The organism is Pseudoalteromonas sp. P1-13-1a (assembly GCF_001401875.1).
Classification (GTDB): Bacteria; Pseudomonadota; Gammaproteobacteria; order Enterobacterales; family Alteromonadaceae; genus Pseudoalteromonas.
Window position 1 is genome coordinate 137,306 of the sequence record NZ_LKDV01000003.1, and the last position, 24,053, is coordinate 161,358.

The 24,053-nt window shown below is 36.5% G+C and carries 16 protein-coding genes and 2 pseudogenes; 4 read left to right on the forward strand and 14 right to left on the reverse strand.

Annotated elements, in window-relative coordinates; genetic code table 11:
* Positions 1-102 precede the first annotated feature (102 nt).
* Both AN391_RS04255 and AN391_RS04260 read left to right on the forward strand, forming a co-directional pair.
* Complete coding sequence (locus AN391_RS04255; RefSeq protein WP_055014246.1) at positions 103-2,247, forward strand: TonB-dependent receptor; 2,145 nt, start codon at positions 103-105, stop codon at positions 2,245-2,247.
* Positions 2,248-2,322: 75 nt separating this feature from the next.
* Positions 2,323-3,429 carry a DUF917 domain-containing protein gene (locus tag AN391_RS04260; protein ID WP_055014247.1) on the forward strand — a complete coding sequence of 369 codons (1,107 nt, stop codon included), beginning with the start codon at positions 2,323-2,325 and terminating at the stop codon, positions 3,427-3,429.
* On the opposite strand, the gene AN391_RS04265 is transcribed toward AN391_RS04260, so the two are convergent.
* The 13 genes and pseudogenes from AN391_RS04265 to AN391_RS04325 form a co-directional block, all read right to left on the reverse strand.
* On the reverse strand, positions 3,426-4,337 hold the full coding sequence (locus tag AN391_RS04265) for a M48 family metallopeptidase (RefSeq protein WP_235576186.1): 912 nt from the start codon (positions 4,335-4,337) through the stop codon (positions 3,426-3,428). The genes AN391_RS04260 and AN391_RS04265 overlap by 4 nt on opposite strands.
* Positions 4,338-4,834: 497 nt before the next feature.
* Complete coding sequence (locus tag AN391_RS04270; protein WP_055014249.1) at positions 4,835-5,494, reverse strand: hypothetical protein; 660 nt, start codon at positions 5,492-5,494, stop codon at positions 4,835-4,837.
* A 52-nt stretch (positions 5,495-5,546) separates the two neighbouring features.
* Entirely contained in the window at positions 5,547-5,678 is a 132-nt protein-coding gene (locus AN391_RS20870; protein WP_055014250.1) for a hypothetical protein, read from the reverse strand.
* Between the two features lie 639 nt (positions 5,679-6,317).
* Positions 6,318-6,941: an HNH endonuclease gene (locus tag AN391_RS04280; RefSeq protein WP_055014251.1), complete on the reverse strand. Its 624-nt coding sequence runs from the start codon at positions 6,939-6,941 to the stop codon at positions 6,318-6,320.
* A 1-nt stretch (position 6,942) separates the two neighbouring features.
* Positions 6,943-8,073 carry an AAA family ATPase gene (locus AN391_RS04285; RefSeq protein ID WP_055014252.1) on the reverse strand — a complete coding sequence of 377 codons (1,131 nt, stop codon included), beginning with the start codon at positions 8,071-8,073 and terminating at the stop codon, positions 6,943-6,945.
* Positions 8,074-8,126: 53 nt separating this feature from the next.
* Positions 8,127-9,269, reverse strand: coding sequence for a phospholipase D family protein (locus AN391_RS04290; RefSeq protein WP_055014253.1), 1,143 nt, complete (start codon positions 9,267-9,269; stop codon positions 8,127-8,129).
* Between the two features lie 157 nt (positions 9,270-9,426).
* Positions 9,427-9,828 (reverse strand): annotated as a pseudogene (locus AN391_RS04295) (integrase core domain-containing protein); the annotation flags it as partial.
* Between the two features lie 19 nt (positions 9,829-9,847).
* Positions 9,848-13,930 carry a hypothetical protein gene (locus tag AN391_RS20715; RefSeq protein WP_200910088.1) on the reverse strand — a complete coding sequence of 1,361 codons (4,083 nt, stop codon included), beginning with the start codon at positions 13,928-13,930 and terminating at the stop codon, positions 9,848-9,850.
* Entirely contained in the window at positions 13,927-14,943 is a 1,017-nt protein-coding gene (locus AN391_RS04305; protein WP_055014254.1) for a ComEC/Rec2 family competence protein, read from the reverse strand. The genes AN391_RS20715 and AN391_RS04305 overlap by 4 nt, the downstream gene beginning before the upstream one ends.
* Positions 14,944-14,985: 42 nt before the next feature.
* Positions 14,986-16,275, reverse strand: a complete 1,290-nt coding sequence (locus AN391_RS04310) for a hypothetical protein (protein WP_055014255.1) — start codon at positions 16,273-16,275, stop codon at positions 14,986-14,988.
* 2 nt (positions 16,276-16,277) lie between these two features.
* A complete protein-coding gene (locus tag AN391_RS04315; protein ID WP_055014256.1) occupies positions 16,278-17,378 on the reverse strand; it encodes a nucleoid-associated protein in 1,101 nt (366 codons plus the stop codon).
* Between the two features lie 225 nt (positions 17,379-17,603).
* Positions 17,604-19,103, reverse strand: coding sequence for a competence protein CoiA family protein (locus AN391_RS04320; RefSeq protein ID WP_055014257.1), 1,500 nt, complete (start codon positions 19,101-19,103; stop codon positions 17,604-17,606).
* 213 nt (positions 19,104-19,316) lie between these two features.
* Positions 19,317-20,237 carry a hypothetical protein gene (locus AN391_RS04325; RefSeq protein WP_055014258.1) on the reverse strand — a complete coding sequence of 307 codons (921 nt, stop codon included), beginning with the start codon at positions 20,235-20,237 and terminating at the stop codon, positions 19,317-19,319.
* 962 nt (positions 20,238-21,199) lie between these two features.
* Here AN391_RS04325 and AN391_RS04330 point away from each other — a divergent pair.
* A pseudogene (locus tag AN391_RS04330) lies at positions 21,200-22,434 on the forward strand (IS110 family transposase).
* Positions 22,435-22,709: 275 nt separating this feature from the next.
* Positions 22,710-23,231, forward strand: coding sequence for a hypothetical protein (locus tag AN391_RS04335; protein ID WP_055014259.1), 522 nt, complete (start codon positions 22,710-22,712; stop codon positions 23,229-23,231).
* A 437-nt stretch (positions 23,232-23,668) separates the two neighbouring features.
* Here AN391_RS04335 and AN391_RS04340 read toward each other — a convergent pair whose 3' ends face one another.
* Complete coding sequence (locus AN391_RS04340) at positions 23,669-23,992, reverse strand: hypothetical protein (RefSeq protein ID WP_055014260.1); 324 nt, start codon at positions 23,990-23,992, stop codon at positions 23,669-23,671.
* Positions 23,993-24,053 lie beyond the last annotated feature (61 nt).

Below are 24,053 nucleotides of genomic sequence, written 5' to 3' on the forward strand. Positions count from 1 at the left end.
GTGTGCTGTATTAAGGCTTTACAAAATATTATTTTGTCTGAAAAAGCGACAATGTTTATCACTAAGTAACATCACCATGATAGTCACATTAGGACATAGAACATGAGCAGATACAACAAAATACGCTTTCGTAAAACACTATTAGCATCGGCAGTTACTCTGTCGTGCATAAACTATGTGCATGCGCAAGAACAACAACAAACAGTAACTGACACCATAGAAAAAATTTCGGTAATATCGCGCGGGCGTGTTGAGTCGATACAAAATGTGCCCGACTCTGTTACCGCATTTAGCGCCGAGACAATCGAAAAATCACGTATTACTAACTTTCGTGATGTTGCTAATTTAACGCCCAACTTATCGCAGCTCGATAATTTTAGACCCGGCCTAGCCCGTATTACTATTCGTGGCTTAATTACACCACAGGTTGGCGATCCACCATTAGCGTTTGTAGTTGATGGTGTTACCGCCCCCGATTTAGAGTTTATAAACCAAGACCTAGTTGATATTGAGCGTATTGAAGTTATGCGTGGTGCTCAAGGCGCACTGTATGGCCGAGGCGCCATTGGTGGTGCGGTTATTGTGACAACGAAAAAACCCATTGAAGACTTTGAAGGTAAAATTAAAGGCTCAATAGGTAATGGCAACACCTATAATTTGAATGCGGTTGTATCGGGCTCGCTTAATGATGAAAACACCGCTTACTTTAGAGCCGGTGGTTACATTAAAGATACCGATGGGCTAATTAAAAATACCTATACAGGCGATTACGCCGACCCGTTAAAAGAGCAATCGGTTTTTTCTCAGTTAGAGTTTGAGCTAAGCGAAGACACCTCAATAAATCTAAAAGGCAAATACACCTCAAGCGAAGCTGGGTTTGCTTACTACCAAGGGGTGAGCGATGACACCATTGAAGACTTTTCAATTAATACCTCACAAAATATTATTAACCAAGATGAGCGTGATGTGTATGAGCTAAGTGCTAAGCTTACCCAATATTATGATTTAGGTAAGTTTGAGTTTGTAACCGCGTATAGCAATTCAGAAAACGAGCACTTTTACGATGGCGACTACTCTGCCGATGCCACTTTTATTGACGAAGATGGCTTTTTTAGAGCCCCGTTTGGTACTGAAGGGTTATACGATATTGAATCGTTAACGGTAGAATCACGATTTATATCCCAGACGGATCAGGCATTTAGATGGTCAGTGTCGGCGTTTTATCAACAGCGCGACCGCGATACTGCGGTATCATTTTATGATGATTTTACCGATGCCGAAATTTTAACGCGTGCAGATTTTGCCAGCGACGAGCCCTACCTTTCAATTATCGATAACAACAGCAGCGATGCATGGGCGCTTGCTGGGCAATTTAACTACGATATAGACGAGCAGTTAGAGCTCACCGGTGCAATGCGCTACGATCACGACACCCGCGAGTCGTTCGACCCAACTAATAAAGACGCCACTTACGCTAAAAAATCGTTTAGCCAATTACAACCTAAAGTTACCTTGGCGTACCAGATGAATGACGACCTACTGCTTTACACCGGCTACTCCCGTGGCTTCAGAAGTGGGGGCTTTAACGAGCCGGCCGACGGTATTAGCCGCACCTTCGATAAAGAAATTTCTGACAGTTACGAAATAGGCTTTAAAACCGCTTTGTTTAATAACAAAGTTACCCTTAATGGTGGCGCGTTTATTATTGAGCAAGATGATGCGCAATTTACCCAATTTAATGTAGATACCTTCACCCTAGAAAATCTCTCTATTGATGAAGTGCAAACCAAAGGCTTAGAACTTGAAGCTGCATACGCTGCCACCAGCAATCTAAGTATTAATTTTAGCGCTGGCATTATCGATTCAGAAATTAAACGCTTTGCAATACGTCCTGAGCTTTCTGGCAGGCCACAATTTTGGGTGCCTGAATATAACTACGGACTGTCGGCAAATCATAACCTAGTACTAAACGCAGAGTGGTCTCTGTTCTCGCGTGCTGAGCTATTAATTGAAGGCCCTAAAACATTCAATATTGATATTCCTGATGTTGAGTCGTCGCGTTATACCTATCTAAATGCAGGTGTAGGACTTAAGTCAAACCAATGGAGCGTTCAAGTTTACGTAGACAACTTAACGGATGAGCGCGCCATTGAAGATATTTTCTTATTTGGCGATGGTGTAACCGAGCTTGCCCGCCAACCTAATAAGCCACGCAGTTACGGCATAGAGCTAAGCTACGACTTTTAATGTATTTCACCTTATAGAGCAGGTATGCCTTTGAGCGCCTGCTGTTTTTTTTAGTTAACTAATAGCGATACACACATGCAAATTCTTAATCGTGAACAACTTATTGATATTTTATATGGCTGCGCCATTTTAGGCACTGGCGGCGGCGGTGAGTTAAGTGAAGGCATTGCCTATATTGATGAAGCACTCGCACAGGGTAAAACCTTTAAGCTAATTAGTGCTGATGAAGTACCGCCAGGGGAGCTGGTATGTACACCTTATATTTTAGGGGCAATATCACCTTTAAGTGAACAAGAAGAGCGCGCTTATGCAAACCTGCCCCGTACCAATAAACATGCTATTTTGTCCGCTTATGAGCGCGCACTACAGTACACAGGTAATGATGCTATTTATGGCACTATTTGTTGTGAGCTTGGCGGCTCTAATACCGCAGTATCGTTTTACTTAGCAGCAATGTTTGACGGCTATATTATTGATGCCGACCCCGCGGGGCGCGCAGTACCGGAGATCACCCATTCAACCTATTATTTAAATAACTTACCCGCAGCGCCCATTATTACCGCGAATGAATTTGGTGAGTGCTTTATTTGCGAAAATGTAATGGATGACTTACGCGCCGAAACCGTCGTGCGAGCGCTGGCTAAAATTAGCCGTAACGACATAGCTGCTATTGACCATATTTTACCAATTGAGCAAATGAAGGATGCAGTCATTCACGGCACTATTAGTAAAGCACTCAAACTCGGTAAAGCAATGCGAAAAGCCAACGAACAGCACGCTAATACCGAGCAAGTAATCGCACAGCATGGTGGTGGTTTTGTTGCCTTTGAAGGCGAGGTAAGCGCATTTGAATTCAACACCGTAGAGGGATTTACCCTAGGTGAGGTAACACTTAAAGGGTTAGGCGAATTTGTAAATAACAACTACAAAATAACGGTTAAAAACGAAAATATGGCCGCGTTTTTAAATGAGGAAGTGCACGTAACTATTCCTGATTTAATATGCTGTATTAACAGCCAAACAGGCACACCCATTACTAATCCTAATTACGAGGTAGGCATGCATGTAGCCGTTGTAATTTTACCAGCGCCAAAGGAGTTTACAGGCCCTAAAGGTTTAAGCATATTTGGCCCACAATATGCCGGCGTGAACGCCCCTTATAAAGCAGCTGTTGTAAGCTAATTTTTAATAAGGGCTTGTTGCAGCTTGCTATACAATGCAGCATGCCCTTTACCAAACATAGTGGCGTTTCTATCAATTTTACTAAGCCATTCTTTCGCTTGTGCTTTTTTACCTATTTGTAAATATACCTGCGCTAAGCGCAAGCTATAAATAGCGTGGTAAATACTTTGTTGTTCTGTGTAATCAAACGCTTTTTTATAATAGCTAATAGCCTCTTTATAATTTTTATTTTGATGATAACTGTAAGCCAAATTACCACTCGCAAGCACTATTTTAGCGACATGATTTGTGCTTTTTATGGCGTTGTAGGCCATTAAATTACTACGTATAGCTTGCTTGTATTGCTGCCAATTTAAGTAAATATGCGCTTTGTTAATATGCAGCTCTAAATGAAAAATAGGATCATTGTTTTTTGCAAAGCGCTGCTCGGCATCTATTAGCAAACGCATGGCGGCTTTTTTACTCCCAAATACATAGTGCAAGTTAGCCAACTCCACCAACCTTAGCGGATCGCCAAACGCATTATAAATACCGTCTAACTGGGTAAACGCTTTTGCGGCATACGCTTTAGCCTCTGCTTTTTTGCCAATATAATTAAGTGCTTTAGCGTAATAAAAATACATTTGTAGCTTAAATACATCGGGCAGCTTATCTTGCTCTAAAAACGGAGTAATAGCGTTAAGTAAGTTTTCGAACTGTTGGTAGTCGTAGTAGTAATCAAATTGGTAGGTTTTTAGTTTAAACCACTGTGGAGGGTTACCTTGGGCTTTATTAAGGCGCGTTTCAATATAAGTTAAGCAGTGTGTTTGGGGCTGTTGCAAGCAAAACACTTCATGATCGCTGTAGTTTTCAGATGCTAATGCATTAAAACTGGTAGCGGCAATACTTAACAGCAAAAATATACGCACTGATATCACACTCTTCAAAGTTACCTTTAATTAAGAGTGTAATATTTTTATCTCGCCTATCACAATACGCTGAAATACTTATGTGCAGCGACAATAAAGTTTGCCCGTAACAGAAAAAATGACAATAAAGTTTGCCCGTAAGAGAAGGTGAGACTTTAGCTTCTGCAAGCAAGAAACAAGTTAACAACGCTAATCGCTGACGTAAGAATGAGTAACTTTCAATATTAGAATATCGAAAAGCCAGCGGCCACAAAAGTGACGGCTGGCTTTCCTCCCCACCCTATCCCGTAATCACATGGTATGTTTCGGCTAATCAGCAATACCTTTGACCTAGCTTAATGAAAGCAATAACAATGCGCTCCTAAAAATGTTTGAATAGCGCTGCGGTAGCAAACTGGCTAGTCACAGGGCTTACCAATACAGGTGCTTCAAACTGATGTGGTTTATCCACATATTTTGGCGTTAAGGTGCCAGTTTCCTATGGGGGTCTCACTAATTTACCAAATAGCAGGATATTCAACAACTCCGTCAATACCAAACCCATGATTTAGCAAAGCTTGTCTTACTATAAATGGCAATGTATTCGCATCGCTAGGGTACTTAGCTAGAGTAGTTTCTGAAAATGTATCAATAGCAGCTAGCAGCTCTGATAGGCTAAATTGCTCAGAAACAACCGACCCCCAAATAGCGTCTTCAACTGTTGATTCTAATTCGGCATTTGTATTTTGAAACATTAGGCGACTTTGATACACAACTCTGAACTTGTTGTTACCCTGATGATGGATAACAATCTTAAGCTGAGGAATCTTTTTTAGTAACTGAGACTTAACTCGTCTAGCATCAAAAAATGCTTGGCTTAATATCACCTTTCCTTCAACTTTATAGAAATTTTTTGAATTTGTCTCAGAAACGATATTCCAATAAACACGAAAAGAGTTTCTTCTTAATTTATGACCATAAATTTCAAGTAAGGGTTTTAGTTGCTGTTCAGTGCCTTGTTTAGAGCCACTATTCCATCCACTAACAATTGATTGTTGAACCCTACAGGCATCTTTAATTTCATTTTGAGTCCAACCATCATTTAGTGCCAGTCTTATTAGCTGCTTGGTTTGTTTGAACTTTCTCTTATTCTTTTTTGAGCTTGTTGTTGCTTCCATAATTATCCTTAAAATGAAGCAGATGAATAATCACCTGCTTCCTCATTCTTAGCTATTTTTTCTGGTTTGGGTTCATCTGCTTACCTCTATTACCATGTACTTTAGCATTAGCAGGGTTGTTTCCTGAAGTGCCTTTATTATTATTTGCTTGATTCGCTTTGTGATTACTATTTTGATTAGACATTATTTTCTCCTCATTGGTTGTCTGTCTAAATCATATGAAATTATGAAAAAAGAAAAACTGATAGTTTTATGATAAAAAGTGATAGTCAGTGATACTCAAATCGAGACTTGATTTTTCAATCTGGGTTGTGATGCTAGTTTCATTTAATGAATATTTTCTGATATTGGTACATTAATTATTACTAATCTATATATTTTTTACCTTCAAGAAGCTAAGCAATTAATTATTATTCTAATAATAAAAATATTACTCTCAATATTAGACATCAAAGGGCATGATAATTCAGAACTAGAAAGTTAGCGCGTGACAAAACTAATTTAGACATCGTCTGGTCAAAAGATAAGCCTTAATAGATTTAGAAAACTAACGAGAAACAGACGTATTAGTAGAAGAAATTATTGAAATGATGGGAAATAGCTCCGACTAACAAGCCAATATTAGTATCGTTGAATGCTTATGTTGTGAAATATTAAAACAGTTTATTTGTATTAAAAAATACATTATCTTTTTAAAAGGAATAGTCTCATATGGGAAGTCCACAGTATTGAACAACGCTTCTATACAACACCATTAAGCAACGAGAAGCGTTTAACAAACTAAGAAACTTATAACAACTCTCTGTATAAGGCTATAAGCTTGTTAGAGAGCCATTAAAGACTGTTGAATTTCCAATGCTATGTCTTCATCTATCTCTTCAGATATAGGCTGGCTTTCGATACCCTGTGCATTGTTAATTGCGTCAACTTCTAGATCATTAAGTTTAAAGTAATCATAAGTGTATTGCCCCTTACCATTGGGACTCTCCACAGTATATTGAATTAACATATAGTCATTTTCAACTACCATAGAATAATGGATATGATCCCAATAATTATCAGTATGAGGGTGGATGAAAAGGTAGTTATTTGAGTCAGAAAAGTCAGGAGCAAAATTTGCGGTATTACTGATAAAAGAAGTATCTTGTTTTTTTATTTCCATATTACATCTTTTACAAGCAATGCTAAGATTTTTTGGCTCGAACATATATCTTCTATAAGCAGGGGTTCCTTTTGGGAGTATATGTTCGATATCTAAAACCATCCTAAACTCACCAACGGTGACTCTCTTACAATAGCAGCACTGCTGCTTTTGTTCATTCCTGTAAAAGTCTTTTAGGTTCCTCTTAAATTCATTTAAGTGACCTGAAGACCAAATATTACCACCTTCCTGAATTGCGGTTATGATGCTTTGGTGATCATCTATAGTTAATACATAAGGTCGCATACTAAACCTTCCTTTGCTCTATTTTATCAGCAAGTTTTCTGACAGAAGCCAACACATCTTTTTGTTTTGGATCATAAACTTCATTCTCTAGCAGTTTGAACAACCTTTGCGCTTGTGCCAAATCAATTTGGTTTTCCGCTAGCTCATTAAGAGTATTAGTGATTAGATTTGAAAGGTATCTATTTTCTGGAGTAGCAATGCCAAACATTTCCCAAAGTAATTGTTCAAGGTTATTCGAATTTTGAGGCAACTTTTCCAATTGATTGTTTTGCGATTTGAAGATGGAAAGACTTTCTTCACTTACTTCAGCACCTGAAACCACAATTGGAGAATGAGTTGCGCAAACAACTGTCGGTTGATGGAGATAGAATATATCCATTAGCTTTGCTATATACTCTCTTTGCCACCTAGGGTGCAGACTATTCTCTGGTTCATCAATCAAGATTACCGAGTCTTCACTTATCATTGTTGAAATAAATACCAATGAAGTGATGAATGACAACTCACCAGAGCTTGCTTCTGATAGGTTGATTGGCTCCCAATTTTTTCTTAAGAAAACCTCGACTGTGGAGATAAAATTAAGCTTTTTAAGCAGTTTTTCATGCTTCAAAAGCCTTGTTATTGTAGAGCTATTCATCTTGTCGTAGCGAAATTCATCTAATCGAATCCAGTGAATTTCGTTACTAGAATTTTCATAAAGCTTATTGATTAAAGTTACAATATCCTGCAACTCATTAGGAGGTAAAAATTCAACCTCTTCAATTTCATACTGCTTTACTACTCTTAAGAAATTAACCTTGAATCCAATCTCATTTTGGTAACCTACATATTCAAGTATTTGCCCAATTCTATTGGTTTTAACTAAGTCTTCATTGCCTAAGTTTAATAATGCTTTTTTAATAGTACGCTGCGATATCTTTCTTCCACTTCGATACGCCAGTAAGCTAAAGTTACGACTTCGGCTATTGAACTTATCGTGAATAGAATTGGCAATTGCTATGACTTTACGCCCTTGTTCGAGGTATTTCCTCGACAATTGGCTTAACAACGTACTCTTGCCAGAACCATTTTCGCCAATAATCACTGCTACATGGCTAGGCTCTAAATCTGCTAGGTGCTCCTTTCTTATCATTTTAGTTTTAATACTTCCTTTAGTTTAAGAGTATCTAGGGGCCAACCTGCTTGTTATTGCCCGTAGTTATCAATTTTTGACTTCACATAATCACCAAACTCTTTGGTGATTCTGATGTATGAATGCCCCATTTGAATTGCCCCTTTAAAATGATCTTTTCCGGCTTTCGTTACGCCAATATTTGGATGTTCTGTTTTAAAATCAGCTACTAATTGATCATAATAAATGGGGCTTTCAAACCATGCAGTTCCATAATTTAATGAGAGATTGTTAGCGAATACATAATAAGGCCATCTTTGATAATCCTTATTTATATTCTGCTCTTCGGCTGTGAATTCCCAAATTGCACTAGCGCATGCGTAATAACTTAAAAAACATGCACCGCCTACAGCGACTTCTAACAGGCAATCTCCAAGCTTTAATCCTTTGGGTTCTTTTGCAAAGGTTAATCTGCTTTGCGACTTATCAATGACGATTCTTTGTTCAGGTAAAATAGGACGATCTCTAACACCGGACACTTTGATAAAGTAATTTGCTTCTGGTCGAAGTTTAGTGGTTCTATTGCCAGCACTAGGAGTTGCATAGTTGTTAAGTAACTCAGATAGTCCTATTTCTCGATTTCCTGATGGTGGAGTTATACTACTCGATATTTCAGCATTTTGGCATAATTTATCAAGTTGCCAATCAGCTAAATTTACATAGTCCAGCTCTCCTCGACTAGATTCTTCGAATTCCATAAGTGCCTTTTCTTCCTGAATAAGAACCCCAGTCTCATTGTTTAAAGCCAACCCACTTTCCGTAAAATTTGCTGAAGTGACAATACCAGCAAATGGAGTACCGCTGTTGCGAAAAATATAAACTTTAGAGTGAAGCTTTTGATCTAAGCCGATAACAGGCCAATCTCCAGTTTGAGATTTCACTAAGTTTCCAAAGTCTCTTAACGAAAAAGGCTTCGAGAACTGATCATCCCCTCTTGGTGCGCAGGTAGAAATCAGCTCAATTGATTTCCCTTTAAGTGATATGCCATCTAATAGTTTATTAAAGTCCTTGGCTAGAAATGGAGAAACCAACAGGCACTCATCACAAATTTTAACTAACTGGAGTAGTAATTCCTTGTGGTTTTTCCATTTAATAGTATTACCAAGAAGCTCAATTTCGTCTTCTTTCTTCTCTATATTTGTAATTATTAGAGTCATTCGACTTCCAGTTGTCCGCAGTATCAAAAATCAAGGTTTATATTCTATATTACCAATAAGTTATATAAATTTTATATAGACTTTTTTAGCCACCAATACTCGGTAACCCCTCATTTTGATGGAGGCTAGCCGTAGAATTTCCGTTGTTTAACTTTTTCAGCTTTTGTATTGGTGTTATACCACCTGACCCCATATTAGGGCGTTCATTATTATAAGCCCAAAACGAATCAGTTGCCCTGTGTTGTAACTCACTAATATCACTCTAAATATAATGACTTAACCAGTCGTAACGAACCGTTCGATTAAAGCGCTCTATATAGGCATTTTGCTGCGGGTTACCGGGTTGAATAAACCGTAATTCGATATCATTATTCAACGCCCATTGCGCTAATTGCTTTCTAATATATTCTGGGCCATTATCACATTTGATGGCTTTTGGTTTACCGCGCCACTCTATAATTTGATTTAACGAGCGGATCACACGTTCAGCAGGCAGTGATAGATCAGCGTCAATAGTCAGCCCTTCACGATTAAAGTCATCAATGACATTAAACAAACGACACTAATCAAAGAAAGGATTAATTACTTGTATCACCTTGCTTCTTTATCAATAAGTCCAACCTGGCCTGATATTTAACCTCATCAGCTAAGGATAGAGCAGGTAATATTGCTTTCAATAAATACAATACATTACTAGTCCATTCATAGTCCTTTATTGACAAAGCCTTGTTTATATTTGAAAAATGAAACTCTAACTTTTCTAGCGAACCTTCACCAAACCTCACAAAAGCTAACCATTTATTCTTTAATGATTCAAACGCCAATTTCGATATCAAATCGGATTGTTTTAACTCTAGACCTACTTGTATAGATATTAGTGTGCAATAAAAAATCCCACGGATAAAATCAATCGGAGTTTTATACTGGTAATGCTTAAAAGACATTATTAATTTAGTGTTATTTATAAGGGGATCTGTTGTTTCTATATTGCAACCTTTAAGTATGCTTATTAATTCATCTCGGATATATATTTCTGGCTCAATAGGGAGACAATTTACAAACCTATCAACTTCATCCCATTTATTTTGTAACGCACAGCTTGTAACAAATGCAAGTATGTAGTTTTCTAAAATACCGTCATGCTTTTTAAAGTCATCATTTGTTGCTTCTGGCAATGTTTGATATTTGAAATTAATACCTACGGATTTTTCTCTATTTCTTTCATCAATAGCAAGACTTAAGTGAGACACGAAGTGTTTAAGTGCATTTATTAATGATTTTCCGTTAGGCTCTATAATTGACTTATCTAATTTAGAGGAGCTCAAAATCCAATCACCTTCAACTACTGTTCCATTAGGTAAGTGCTCATCTAGTTTTAAAGATATACCTGCATCTATTAAACAATACTTCTCTATAGAAGCTAACATATACCAAGCTAATTCTATTGGTGCTAACCCGTGTTTATTTATATCTTTGCTAGGCTCAGGATTACTCACAATTCCGGGGAATATAACAACATCTCCACCATCATTTAGAAACTGCTTTTGCTCTTTAGCCTCTTGTAGCAGCCATAATAAAATATGGCGAGACACTGCGTGACAATGAGCAGCATTTAATGAACTTTTTGGATCAAGGCTTTCCAGTACTTCAAATAATGCTGCTAGTTTCTGGAGACTTTCCTTTCGCTTTCCAGCATGCCAAAATACTAGCGCAGAATCGGCTTGAAGTCCTATTCTCATCGGTAAGTTTTCTGACTGCTTATCTTTATCTAAAAAATCAATTCCCTGCTGAAAGTATTGATAAGCTAAAGTATAATCGCCTTCATACTCTGCACAAATAGCAGCTCTTCTCAAGAAAAAAACCTCATCGCCTTTTTGAAGTTTAGATTTTTTGTCATCTAGTAATTTCTTGGAAAGTTCCAGACTTACTCCGTAATCCTTTTTTCGATATAGGACCAGTGCTTTTGCTCTAAGTAAGCAATAATTTGCGCTTCCATATTTCCTGATTCCAGCTTCAATCAAATCAAGAGCTTTATCAGGATTATTGCCTGTTTCATCCCAAATAACAGCTGAGAATTTCACACAAGTAGCCGCTAAATCATCATATCCCCAGCTATTAGCAAAACACTCAAGCTTAGCAAATATAGCTGAATGCTTTTTGCAATCGATAGTACCGTTATCATACTCACTTAACCATGCACCTCTAACGAGTGCATCAATATCAGAGTCGATTTTTGTTATTGTTCTAAATAAATCGTCTCTGATTTCAACGTCACATGTATCAATAAATTTAAATAATGGGACTAAATCTTCTATTTTTTTTATCTGGCTAGTTTGATTAATAATAAAAATACTTATAGATGGACTTCCATCAACTTCTGTCGGTATCTCTTTATGAGGTATTGAAGAAGGAAGTAAATCAGCTTTGTTTTTAAATAAAGAATTTAGCTTGATTACTATTAATTCCCAGTTTGGTAACCTCCCAAACTTCGGCCGAGACATTAACAGTTTTGAATATACCAATATACGGACCAATACCGCACTACCAGACTGTTGAACATCAACCTTATCAGCTTCTATTTCAAATCTATTGAATGCAGCTAAGTAACTCTCTTTTTGATCTTCAAGGCATGCTAAAAGTAAAAGTTGAGAGCCTCGTAGCATAATATTTACGTTTAAGTCCTGCTCAAATATCAATCTGTCTGAATTAAAAAAAGTAAACATCATTAAGTGTGGTGCGATAATTTGAAGGTCACTAAGCTCAGTTGTAATGATTAAATAGTTCAACATTGTAAGTGCTCTAGCATTTTCACCTGCAAATGCTGCAAAAAAAGCACTATTCATGGAAATAGGATCTATTGCTCTTGTACGGAGAATTGAGTCTGCTATTTCAAATTGAAATTTTTTCTGTTGCTGCTTAGTCAATGTTGCAGCTGCAAAATTAGATAACAAGGGAGATAAAGAAAAGCGGTTTCCTTCATGCTGATCTACCCAAGCACCTATAAGTTGATCAAAGGTAATTCCTGCATCCGTCACTTTTGGAGAGACTAAAGCTAAATCAAGAACCAAATTCCTATCAAACTTTCCTGAGATTAGCGATATTCGCTCGATAAGCTCTCTTGCACTTGTCGAAAGCTCATGAAGTAATCGCTCTCTTGTTTTCTTTTTAACTTTTTCTACACTGTTATTTTTTTGTAGCAAGAAACTTAAAGTCCGAAATTCTTCAATACTCCAATTACTCGTTTTCATACTTTGGATCATTGCGGTAACTAATTGTGGATGCCCCCCACCTGTTGACACATAAATATATCGCGCCCAGTAATCCTCAGTTACATTCAAAGCAAATAGAATTTCTTTAATATCTTCCTCAGAGAAGTCATCTACTTTCTGTTCAACTTCTTGAAGTAGGTTAGCTGAAGACAAATAGTCTTCATCTATTTCTTTTGATGATGTAAAAATTATAAAAACATTACTTTTAATACAATAATAATGAAGATTTAGCAGCCTCTCATTAACCATTGGCGTGTGATCACATTCAAAGTCATCAATAAGGATTCCTGTTACTTCTTGGTGTTGAAGGTTAGCTAACGAACTAACTAGAATTTGACACACTTCCTTTGAGTTCAACCCTCTTAAATTAACACTAACCCAACTACCTCCTAATTTTTTTGCCGCAAACTTAGCCGCAACCGTTTTTCCAACACCTGCCGCTCCGAACAACCACGCAGTGTTATTATTTTTAAGCGAATAAACAGTGCTATCAATTAGTTTTGGTCTCGACGCCATTGCTACAGGAAGAGGAACACTTTCAATCAAATTTAGAGGTGACGTATGTGATAAAGCTATATCTGTATTACCAGATAAAGAAGATGGCATTAATTGAGAGAGCAAACTTTGTGAAATTGAACGAGTTAGTTCTTCTAGTTCAATATTATTTGATGTACTGTTTTGTCTAATCTGAGGATTGGTATTTTTTTCAATTGCATAATCCTCATAATCTTGCAGCTCAATTTCAGGAATTAAGTGTTCCTTAAATAAAGATATACAGGTACAATTAACACCCACAAAATTATCTTCACTAACAGACTTTACTATTGAAGTAAGAAAAGCCTTGTCTGAATTATTATCGTGAATAAATACGCCACTACCAGAAAGCCCTTGCAATACCTCAGCCCCAGTTTCGCCTTTAAAATCAGTGTAAAATTTTGCCGGTATCTCTAGATGTATATCAGCATCTCCAATGCTATTCTTGGTACATGGACTTATTGAATAAGTTTTTCCACTTTCAGACTTCACCCTACCTTTAAAAATAAACTCCAGTGCAGGCTTGTCTGTATCACTAGTAAAAAATATCTCAGGGAAATCCATTATATTTAGAGCAACGTCAACCTCAATAGCAATAATGTCATAAGTCTTAAATATTTCGAGATTACCTAGCACTTTAATAAAAGTTAAATTTTCTATTTCTTCAGATTCGGATTCATAAGTTAATGTAGAACAAAGTTCATCACTATATTGCTCACACCCCTCCCCAAAAGTAACATGGGCGGAACTTAAGACATAAAATGCATTCCTAACTTTAACGAGTACAGCACTTCCCAAATAGGTAGATTCTTTAAAGATTTGAACTGTCGTGTAGGGCAATAACGTTAGGTGATTCATGTCAATCTAATCTCATTTTGTTCTATGTATTTTATTTTATATAAAAGACGTTCGTCTAGACTTAACAATGGGCCATTTCTTGTTTCAATAGCTGAAATTGAATGATTAAAATAGAAGTTAATTTCATCGTTATTATTTCTATCAACTAAGGTTGCTAGCTTAGCAATTGTTTCGACACTAGGATGTTTACTTCTTGCCTTCCCACCATTCGTGCTAATAATAAAGTTATTGCAACTAATCATACTTAGTAGCTGTTTTGAAATGCTTTTTGCACTACCGTGGTGAGATAACTTAATATAATCAAATACAGCCTTTTTTTCGGCGCTAAAGCCTTGTCGTTGAAAATAGTCTGAAATTACTTCAGGGTGTGAATCTGCTAAGAAAAGCACTCTCTTATTTTTATATTTAAGAATGAAAGCAATGGAACTGGTATTAGCAATATCGTCGGACTTTTTCAGAAACGAGTCCGGTAACTCAGCCCACTCTGTAATAGTTTTTGTGGCAACATTTAATGATATATTAGTCTCTTTTTTATCTGGTAAAGAACTACTTAGAACCGCTTTATATTTTTCGAAATAATCTTCTAAGTCAACGATATTTGGAGAAATAACCTCTAAAGATAAGTATTCAGAAACGTCTAATACTTGTCCTTGCATTAGCCCCTCAAATGGCACCGCTTTTTCATTTAGCAAGTTAACCAAAGAATTAGCCTGTAATATTGATATTCCACCAGAGATCCTAGGTACAGGAACTGATTCGGGTGAATTCACATAAACTTTACTTAATGAAAAACGTTCTGGGTAATCCTCTAATAATGGAAAAGCTCCATTAATATGATCTTCGTCAGAGTGAGTCAAAATAATAAAATCAGCTGATTTTGTATTCTTACTTATATGATGTTTATAAGTTAATTTGAAACCACAATCGACTAGAAATTTTATGTTATTATCCTGTTCTTCAACAAGAAAAGCATCGCCGTACTGAGCTTGAAAGATAGTAATTACTAGAGCCAAAATAGTTCTCAAAAATTAGATGTGTAAGAAACTTAATAAAAATTAAAAATTGGATAAATAATTAAAAAAGCTTATAAATTCTTTCCATAGATGGCCGCTATCACCAAACTTTTCAGTAAATATATAAACAGCAATAAAAGTTACTAGCCAAACTATTACCCTTGCGGACCATAACCCTAAAAGTAGGAAACGTGATTGGGCTTTGAAGGTTTTCTCAGAGTTTTTTAAGCAGCTTTTTAAATCACTAGGGTAACTAGCCTTTTCCACTTTATAAGTGCTAAAGGTTAAATCAGCGCCTATATTAATACTTTTCCTCAATAAAAGTTGATTTTTAACAAGCCCGCTGACTATGAGACTGAACAATAAGGTACCAAATACAAGCACTAAATTCTCAAGTATAGATTCAAGCTTAAGCATCGAAATAAGAGCAACTAAAGATATTGGAATGCCAAAAAGCTTTCCCGTAATATCATTCATTACTTTTGACAACGAACTTGCGAGCTCTATTTCAGCCTTAGCTAATTCTGTCCGAACCTTATTAAAAGAGAAGCCACTGATATATATATCAAAACTAGCTTTGTACTCAGTTAATAGTTCACTCCAATGCTTTAATAAATAGCTAAATTCATTATCACTTGGAGGACATTGTGAAATGACATTTGCGAGAGCAAAGCGAAATATTCCAAGCTTTTCAGATGAATGTGCATAGTTTTCGTCTTGAGCTTCAACTAATTCATTGAGAGTTGACAAGTCAATTGCGCCAATAGATAGATCTATTTCTTGGAATAAAGTTTTCAGTACATATGGTTTATGAGTATCTTTTTCCGTGAGTATAAACACCAATCTAAAGACATCTTCTTTTGTTTTCTCATCATGGTAATGAGCTATTTTTGAAAGTAATGAAATTAAGTTAACAACACTTGTTAAGGTTGCTAGGCGCGAGTTTTCTCCGTCTTCAGTTGATAAAACGTTGTCCTGAGCAATGTAGAATTGATCTAAGTTTTCTCCTCGGAATACAGATTTATGATTTTCAAGAAGATCAGCATAAGAATTAAAAAATAAAACAGAACCATTTGTAGCAATTTTCCATTTTAGTTTAATGGTATCTCCTTCCGAAATTTCAGAAGGGGAAGATATATCAACACTATTATTCTTTAATAGTTCATCGAACTCACCATATGATATTGATAGTTCATCGCAATTGCTCATTGCACACTTCAACTCTGGGGTAACTTCTATCTCGGCAGTAAATGTTCCATTTTCAACCCGCGGACAGCCGATCAAACGGTACAAAGACACTACTTTCTCTAAAGCAGTTATTTGTGTGCTCACTATTAGTCTCTTAACCTATCTGTGATAGTATTTATAGCTTCATTACTTAATCGATTAAATGTTAGCTTTCGATTTTCCCTATCAAAATGAATTTCTGCGTCACTTGTCTCTCCGAGCGCGCTTTTTTCTAATTGAGCTTGCCAGTTATCAGACTTCACCTTAATTCTTGCTTTTTTATTAACGGTAGACTCATGCACTACAAAAGCGGAGGGGACTTGATATTCATCACTATTCAAAAGAGCAGTTAATTCATTATCAAGAACTACCTTGTCCTCCTCATCATAGCTCGACGGGTAACATGGTCTAACTGAGCCAACGACGTCACCGATTGTTGCCTGCCTATCTTCACTAATACACCCTCGAAGGTAAGTAATGACATCTTTTTTTGCCTCTGATTTACTCTCTCTTAATTCATTTTTAGATTGGAAAAAACTAGTAATACCGCTAATACAACCGCTTGTAGCCGTAGAGGCAGCTATCCCCTTACTACAGCCCAAAGCCTTAATAAAATAGCCTGATGCACTTTGATTAGACTTCGGACTAACAAAACTCAAGTAACTCAGCTCTTGCTGCTCTTCTTCCCCAGCATTTTGATATTGAGCATATTTAGAGAAGTTAATCTTTGCAGCTTGGTGTAGCTTATTAAGGTCAAGCTCTATAATTCCTATGGGGACTAGATTTTCATCTAGTTGTAGACCTTCCTTTTGTTTTATCATTGCAACTATTAAAAATTGCTGCCCTCCGGTTTCATACAATGAAAACAATAGATAACCACCGGAAGCAAAGTTTACATCCCTAGACTTTATTTCAAGGGATCTCATTGCATTTTTAGTAAGGCTTAGGAAGCTTTCAGCAGTATGATTTTCGTTAAGAAAGGTCTCAAAATGCCTCGGAAAGGCACCTACCTCGTCTGCGCTACCAAACGTACCAAATACTGCATTATTATCTCTAGTACCATAAAGCTTAATAACATCTTTAACTAAAGTATCCACCGTATCTAAAGAGCAATCTAAAACATCTTCAACTATTACAGATGGCATTAACCGCTCTCGCGGCTCTTTAACTAGTTGATGGATCACAGCAAAAGTAAGATTTACAGACAAAATTACATCCTTTTAATTTATTATTATACTGCATTAATAACATTTCCCCTTTTAAAAGCACAAGAAATTATTTGCAAAAATAATATATTAGTCGCAAATTTACTTAAGGTAAGATTGAATAATTACTTCTCTAATTGCCACTAAATCAGATTGAAAATATTTGGCTACTAATACTAAAAGAAGTGATAGATAACCCTATGTTTAACTATGTACTACGCACCACAATTACCTTATGTATGACCAGGGTAAAAAGCTTTTCAACTGCCTACTTTCCACTTCATATTTAGTCCACCCGACTCTTTTTAAATAGCCTAACTCGAATAGTTTTTTTAGCCAAAAGCCAACCATTTTTCTACGAGATTCATAAGCTTCATAATCTATTGAGAAACCCAACAGAGATTCCAGCCAAGGATCACTCGCGATATCGTTTGCATCAATTATGTAACCTTTATTGCAATGAATTTTATAGACCCACACAACAGTACGCCATACATCCCAAGACGAGTTCCAGCAATAGACGTACTTTGAAAGTTGCTCAGGTTGCCTTAAACCTAGCTTTTTACACAGAATTTGCATTTTTACAGTTTCGTTCGCATTTTTAAAATATTGAACAAAAGCAGATCGTTTTTGTGTTCGATTAACTATTTCTTGTTCTTTTTTAATTAATTCAGCATTAGCAATTTTCTCAAGCTTTTCTCGCCAAGTATCTATGTTTTTCCACCTAAGATTAAACTGCAAGTTATCAATGTTCATCTGTTCGTAGTAGCTAATAAGTAAAGTTGGACTTGAATGAGTCATTACTTGACGAAGGTTATTTACTACAAAAAGTACGACATCTATATTTACTTTTTTCTCAACAACAGCCGTCCCTTTATAACCATATTTAAACGGTAACCAATCGTCATTAAAATGCGTAACCTTAGGTTCTCTAGATACGATAAATCGCTCAGAATTAGAAAGCTCCTTATTTACGGTAAGAGAGGGCCACGTGAAGTTGGGGATATTAAGATTAGTGCTCAGTGATTTTGCTATAGTGTACAAATTAGCAAGATAGCGCCGATTGATTTCAATAATTTCATTATCGACTTGTAGTTTTAATTTTTTTTCTAGTTGACTTTTCTTTCTACAATGAAGCCATCTTCGATTAGCTGTTTTTAATACAAACATTTTCAATTCGTTACGATCTACGTTCCAAGGCAATACGCTTAAATCAATTTCAATGGCGTCGACATCAACAGCGCTATACTTACGCTCTCCGACCTCATCTTTTGCGTTAGTAACAAAAATTTCCACAGCTAAACTTTCGCCTTTAGTTGATTGACTTACAACATCAGCAATTAGATCATTATTCAGTTTAACTTCTTGTTGAGCTTTTACCATCTGAAAGTTCGACACTTGTACAAGCGCTTTCTTAACTGTTTCTCCAGCCATATCTGTAGAGGAATAAGTAGCATGAATTTCAGGTAAAATAAGATGTAGGTTTTCAGACGCTGAATCTTCTAAGACTTGCTTTGCCGCAAGGTGCAACGCAGATTCACCACTACACCCTGTGTGAGCTTTATGTGAAAAATAATGTGCTTTTTTGGATCCTTGATTTGCAATAAGTGGACTAGAGCAATTTACTGAGGGGCATACACAGTCACAGGCCTTTCCTTTTTTAACCTCAGAGATATGGCGCATAATACCATCAACGCCAAGCCCCCAAGCTATTTTAACTTCAGACACATTGAGTCCTTTAAAAGTTATAATTCACTGAACTGTTACTAGCATAAGAAATGAGCTTATTTAAACTGGTAAGTAAAACCCTTTCTACGGTTAAAATAGGTAATTACTCATCGTAAGGCAAACTTTAATAGTTAAAAATACTTAGCTATATGTGTATATCTTCATATATATTAGAGAGCATTCTATGAAAAAAAACACTGGACTTTCCATAGTTTACTGGACATTATTCTCAGAAAGGAGAAGTGGTTGCCAAGGATACCTCATCACGCCTAGGAACCCTGTTTGATGAGAGATGTGTTTTCTCAATGTTAGAGAATGCTGGCTAAGAAAATATAAATTAAGATTATCACTTATATAATCCGATTCTAAATTCTGTAGATCACAAATATTTTGATGCTCACATGAACTGCATTCTTTATGTTTCGGAACCATTACAATTTCAGTTAACTCTCCCTTGGCAGATATTTTTACTTTCCAAAATTCCATTTTTTTATATATATATTCATTGAGTTCTTTATTACCACGGTATATGTGTAATAAAGCTTCTATTGTTTCTATTAGCTGTTCTGGGAAATCAAATACATTTATAAACCCCAGCTCTGTAGAAAGGTTTTTAACCATCCAAAAACCTATGTCATCAAGAGTACACAACATCACTTTTATTGGAAAGACATAGTAGTCATCATTCTTTCTTTTAATGGCAGAATCAAAAAAACGAAATTTAGTATCTTTTTTTTCTATTTTCGAAATATAAGGAATTCGACCTGATATTACCAAGATCAAATTGTCTATTGCCTGCTTATATGATGTTGCAGGCAGATACATTAGATAGTTATTGTGTATTCTGCAGAACGAACTATTAGACCATTCATTTTTAAAATATCCATAGCCATACTTTCGTATAGCAGCTTCAATACAGCTAACACAGAACTTGATTTCGATCTTTGACTTACTTTTAACATGTTCGCCAGCAAAAAAAACACTATGAAGCTTATTTATAAATAAAGTGGGAGAGTAAATAGGATTACTCCCTAAATATAAATTGGTATTGAGTATATTAAATAGAAATTCTTCCTGATATTTTTCAAAAAGCGAAACTACACTGCTGTGAGCGTATGGCTGACTCCGCCACATACCATTAGCAGTTATTACACCTTTTGGATCAAACTTATCACTGTAGATAAGTTGTTCCCTTATCAGAAAACTATGTAGGGACTCGTCTTGAGGAATATTTATGATTTCTTTGGCACTTATGAAGTTAATTAGTCTTAATACATAAAGAGAATGCTTAACCTTACCTGTATTTTAACAGTAAATAATTTAAAGAACAAAAACTAGTGTTCAACGCAATTTAACTTGAATATCTCAGTTAAGTACTAAGTTTTTTCAGACAACAACTTAGCTTGTATTTTTATAGATACTGCGCCGCTTAAATAGAGAATTATTAAGAGCTAAAAATCACCTCAAGACAAATTATCAAGCAGCCTAAAAGTACTTACTCTGCCAACCCCTGTGTCAGGATAGTTGTCGCCTCTAACTTTTGTAGTAGCACATATCAGATCTTACAGTTTGGGCGAATAAGTTTATGCTTCATCTGACAGGCAGCTGTGAGTTCAACTGGTGAATACCAGCCATTGAAATTGAATAAATTGGACTTCCCAGCTTTCACTAGACTCCGGCTTATAATCTTAAAGTACAAAACGGAAGTAAACTTCCGGCTTGTAAGCCTATATTGCTATATTTCGGAAGCAAACTTCCGTTTCTAGGAATTCAAAGGTAGTTATCGGAAATATACTTCTGTTTTTTGATAGCGTTGTTAACCTAGATAGCTATATGAGCTACTTTTCAGGCTCTTACTTGAGCGATATATAGTCATTCACACCTAAGAACTACACTTTAAAGTGGTTTAGGGTATGTGCTTACTGGCTACGAATAATAAGCGAAAATCATTTGATGATCACCGCTTTTCTTTCGAGCCAGTAAGTGCTCCACGGCTCGCTAACGAATACTCAGGGCACGCACACAAACTGCTGGCTATATTTCTTTCGAAGAGCGTGGAATACATACCAATCCTTTATAAATAGGAGTGGATGATTATGTCGATAGATCAATTTGCTGCACATGTTGGCTTAGATTGGGCAGATAAAAAACATGATGTTTGTATTCAATTTAAAAATGGCGAGCGTCGTTTTGAGGTAATTCAACATACACCAGAATCATTAGATACTTGGCTCAATACGTTGCACAATCAGGTAAATGGGAGAATCGCTGTTGCGCTGGAGTTAAAAAAAGGCCCAATAGTGTATGCACTACAAAAATACCCCTTTATTACAGTTTTCCCCGTTCATGCGTTGTCACTAGCACGTTACCACCAAGCATTTTCACCTAGTGGTGCCAAAGATGACCCTCAGGATGCAGAGTTAGCACTTGACCTTATGCTACGCTATCCAGAAAAAATAAAACCAATTGAACCAAGTATCGGTGAACTCAGGCTATTACAACAATTAGTTGAACAACGAAGACTGCTGGTTGAAGATAAACGACGTTTTGTTAATAGACTTATTAATACACTTAAGCAGTACTACCCTCAGCCTTTAGAATGGTTCTCCCACCGAGACAGCGGGCTATTCTTAGCTCTCATTGCTAAATGGCCTAGCCTTCAGCAACTTAAAAGAGCTAGAGCTAATACAATACGGCGTTTTCTGAACTCTAAAGGTGGGCCCGCTGTTAAGCATACAGAATCACGGATTGAGCACATTAGAAATGCACTTCCACTTACAACGGATCAATATGTTATAGAAGCTAATATGTTGCTCGCTGTAACTCAGGTAAAACAAATCAAATTAGTAGTGGAGAGTATTAAAGTTTATGACGTGCGTATCGATGAGTTGTTTAAAACATTACCAGATGCAGACATTTTCAAATCCTTACCAGGTATCGGGCCATGCATGGGGCCTAGAATGTTAGCGGCTCTTGGGGATAATCGTAACCGCTTTAATTGTGCCGAAGAAATTCAAAATTATGCAGGTATTGCGCCTGTTACCAACGAAGTGGACAGAAGTCATGGGTACATTGGCGATGGCAATGCTCTAAGTTTGTAAGGCAAACCTTCGTGGAGTGGGCAGCGAAAACAGTACATACTTCTTATTGGGCAGGTATATATTATCAAGGGCAACGTTCTAAAGGTAAGTCTCATCAATCTGCTGTTAGAGCGCTTGCATTTAAATGGATACGCATAATCTATCGGTGTTGGAAAACGAAATGTTGCTACGATGAAGCTAAGTATTTAAAGGCACTTAAAGAGCGTGATTCGCCATTATTAAAGACATAAATGACTTGTTGAATGCCTCAGGGCGTGAAGCCGTCACTCAGGTAAGTTGTCATTAACTTAGTAAGAATAAGAGGAAACTTTCCTCTTTTTTACATGTTTATATAAGCCGCAGGAAGAGTAATATTTATAGCTGGCAATAACTTATGCTATTTGCTATTTGCTATTTGCTATTAATATAAGTCCACAAAATCAGGATGTTTTCGCACTAAATTAGGGAAAGTGTCCTCTGACAAAGATGTTAACTAGCTACCCATAGTTCATCATTTAAGGTTGTAATGAAGAAAACTTTAGTTATTGCGTTATCAACATATTTAGCTGGATGTGCAAGTTCTTCTGGTATTGTTGATGCAACAAAAGTTCCATCGTATTTCGATGGAGCACATTATTCAGGTAAGTTTACATTCGTAAAGAGCGATACGTTTCCTAACCAAAAACAGTATCGGGTTTTTGAACAAGGAAGTGATAGTACAGCTCCGCTCAGTGAGTTGCGAGCTAAAGCTAATTATTCTGCAAGGTTTTTCTGTAGCAATAAAAGAGGAAAGCCAAGAGTTGTAGTGGTATCGGAGATGACATCACAAGGGCCTCATATTTTGGGCAATTTTCCACGATATGAACTCGTATTTACTTGCGTCCGACAAAAAGATGAGCCATTCCATGTAATGAATAGTGAGGAGGTAAATGTAGATAATACAAGTAATAAATATGAACAATTAAAGTTGTTAAAAGAGCTTCTTGATGATGGGACTCTCAACGGAAAAGAGTTCAAAGTCGAGAAACAAAAGCTGCTGAATAAATAAGTAGCGCCAATTAACAAAAAATCCATGCGACCACCTTCGCGGCGCACGATTTGGGCGTTACTAATGTCCGCTACTGGCACATATGCGATTGTCAGATTTGCTCAAAAACTAAAAATCAAACCTGTACGATAAGGCTATAAGTAAATTTTTACCTTATGGGTAGGAAAGTGTCTTCTAATACTTGATTCAAAGTAACCCTGTTAGCTTTTAGTGCATTCATTTATTAGCTTTTAGTGCATTCATTTATTAGCTTTTAGTGCATTCATTTATTAGCTTTTAGTGTATTCATTTATTAGCTTTTAGTGTATAGCTAAGGACATTTACAGCATGATACTCTTCACGCTTGCTTCATCAAAGCCCTCTAGTATCTATCGTTATGCAGAGAACATTATCTTCAAAATTAAAACAAATAGACAGATTAGAAGGCGATGAGCGTCTTATTTATCTTCCATAATATCTTTAAGTGCTATGAGTTTTAACTGTGTGACATCGCGGTATCCTTTTGCTAACAAATCGTCTAATACAGCACCAGTGTAGAAGGTGTAGCCATTTTCTTCACCAACAGGGAGCTCATATATAGAGCCTGATATTTGAGGCCAAATCCAATAATTTCCACAATCAGATAAGTGCGGTAAAGACTTTGAGCCTGAACTCAATCTCCAACGATCCCCTTCCCTCCAAGAACAGAATATAAGATATAAATTATCGTTTTCTTCCGATTTGGATTTTAAAACAACCCAACCTTCTGGTTTAAAAATCATAGTAAGCCTTCTGCTCATTAAATTTGACTAAAAAACAATATATTCAATTCTATCTGACTAT

Excerpts from the sequence above, each read along its gene's own strand:
- AN391_RS04255 (WP_055014246.1), top strand. The coding sequence starts at position 103 with ATGAGCAGATACAACAAAATACGCTTTCGTAAAACACTATTAGCATCG.
- AN391_RS04260 (WP_055014247.1), top strand. The coding sequence starts at position 2,323 with ATGCAAATTCTTAATCGTGAACAACTTATTGATATTTTATATGGCTGC.
- AN391_RS04270 (WP_055014249.1), bottom strand. The coding sequence starts at position 5,494 with ATGGAAGCAACAACAAGCTCAAAAAAGAATAAGAGAAAGTTCAAACAA.
- AN391_RS20870 (WP_055014250.1), bottom strand. The coding sequence starts at position 5,678 with ATGTCTAATCAAAATAGTAATCACAAAGCGAATCAAGCAAATAATAAT.
- AN391_RS04280 (WP_055014251.1), bottom strand. The coding sequence starts at position 6,941 with ATGCGACCTTATGTATTAACTATAGATGATCACCAAAGCATCATAACC.
- AN391_RS04285 (WP_055014252.1), bottom strand. The coding sequence starts at position 8,073 with ATGATAAGAAAGGAGCACCTAGCAGATTTAGAGCCTAGCCATGTAGCA.
- AN391_RS04290 (WP_055014253.1), bottom strand. The coding sequence starts at position 9,269 with ATGACTCTAATAATTACAAATATAGAGAAGAAAGAAGACGAAATTGAG.
- AN391_RS20715 (WP_200910088.1), bottom strand. The coding sequence starts at position 13,930 with ATGAATCACCTAACGTTATTGCCCTACACGACAGTTCAAATCTTTAAA.
- AN391_RS04325 (WP_055014258.1), bottom strand. The coding sequence starts at position 20,237 with ATGTGGCGGAGTCAGCCATACGCTCACAGCAGTGTAGTTTCGCTTTTT.
- AN391_RS04335 (WP_055014259.1), top strand. The coding sequence starts at position 22,710 with ATGAAGAAAACTTTAGTTATTGCGTTATCAACATATTTAGCTGGATGT.
- AN391_RS04340 (WP_055014260.1), bottom strand. The coding sequence starts at position 23,992 with ATGATTTTTAAACCAGAAGGTTGGGTTGTTTTAAAATCCAAATCGGAA.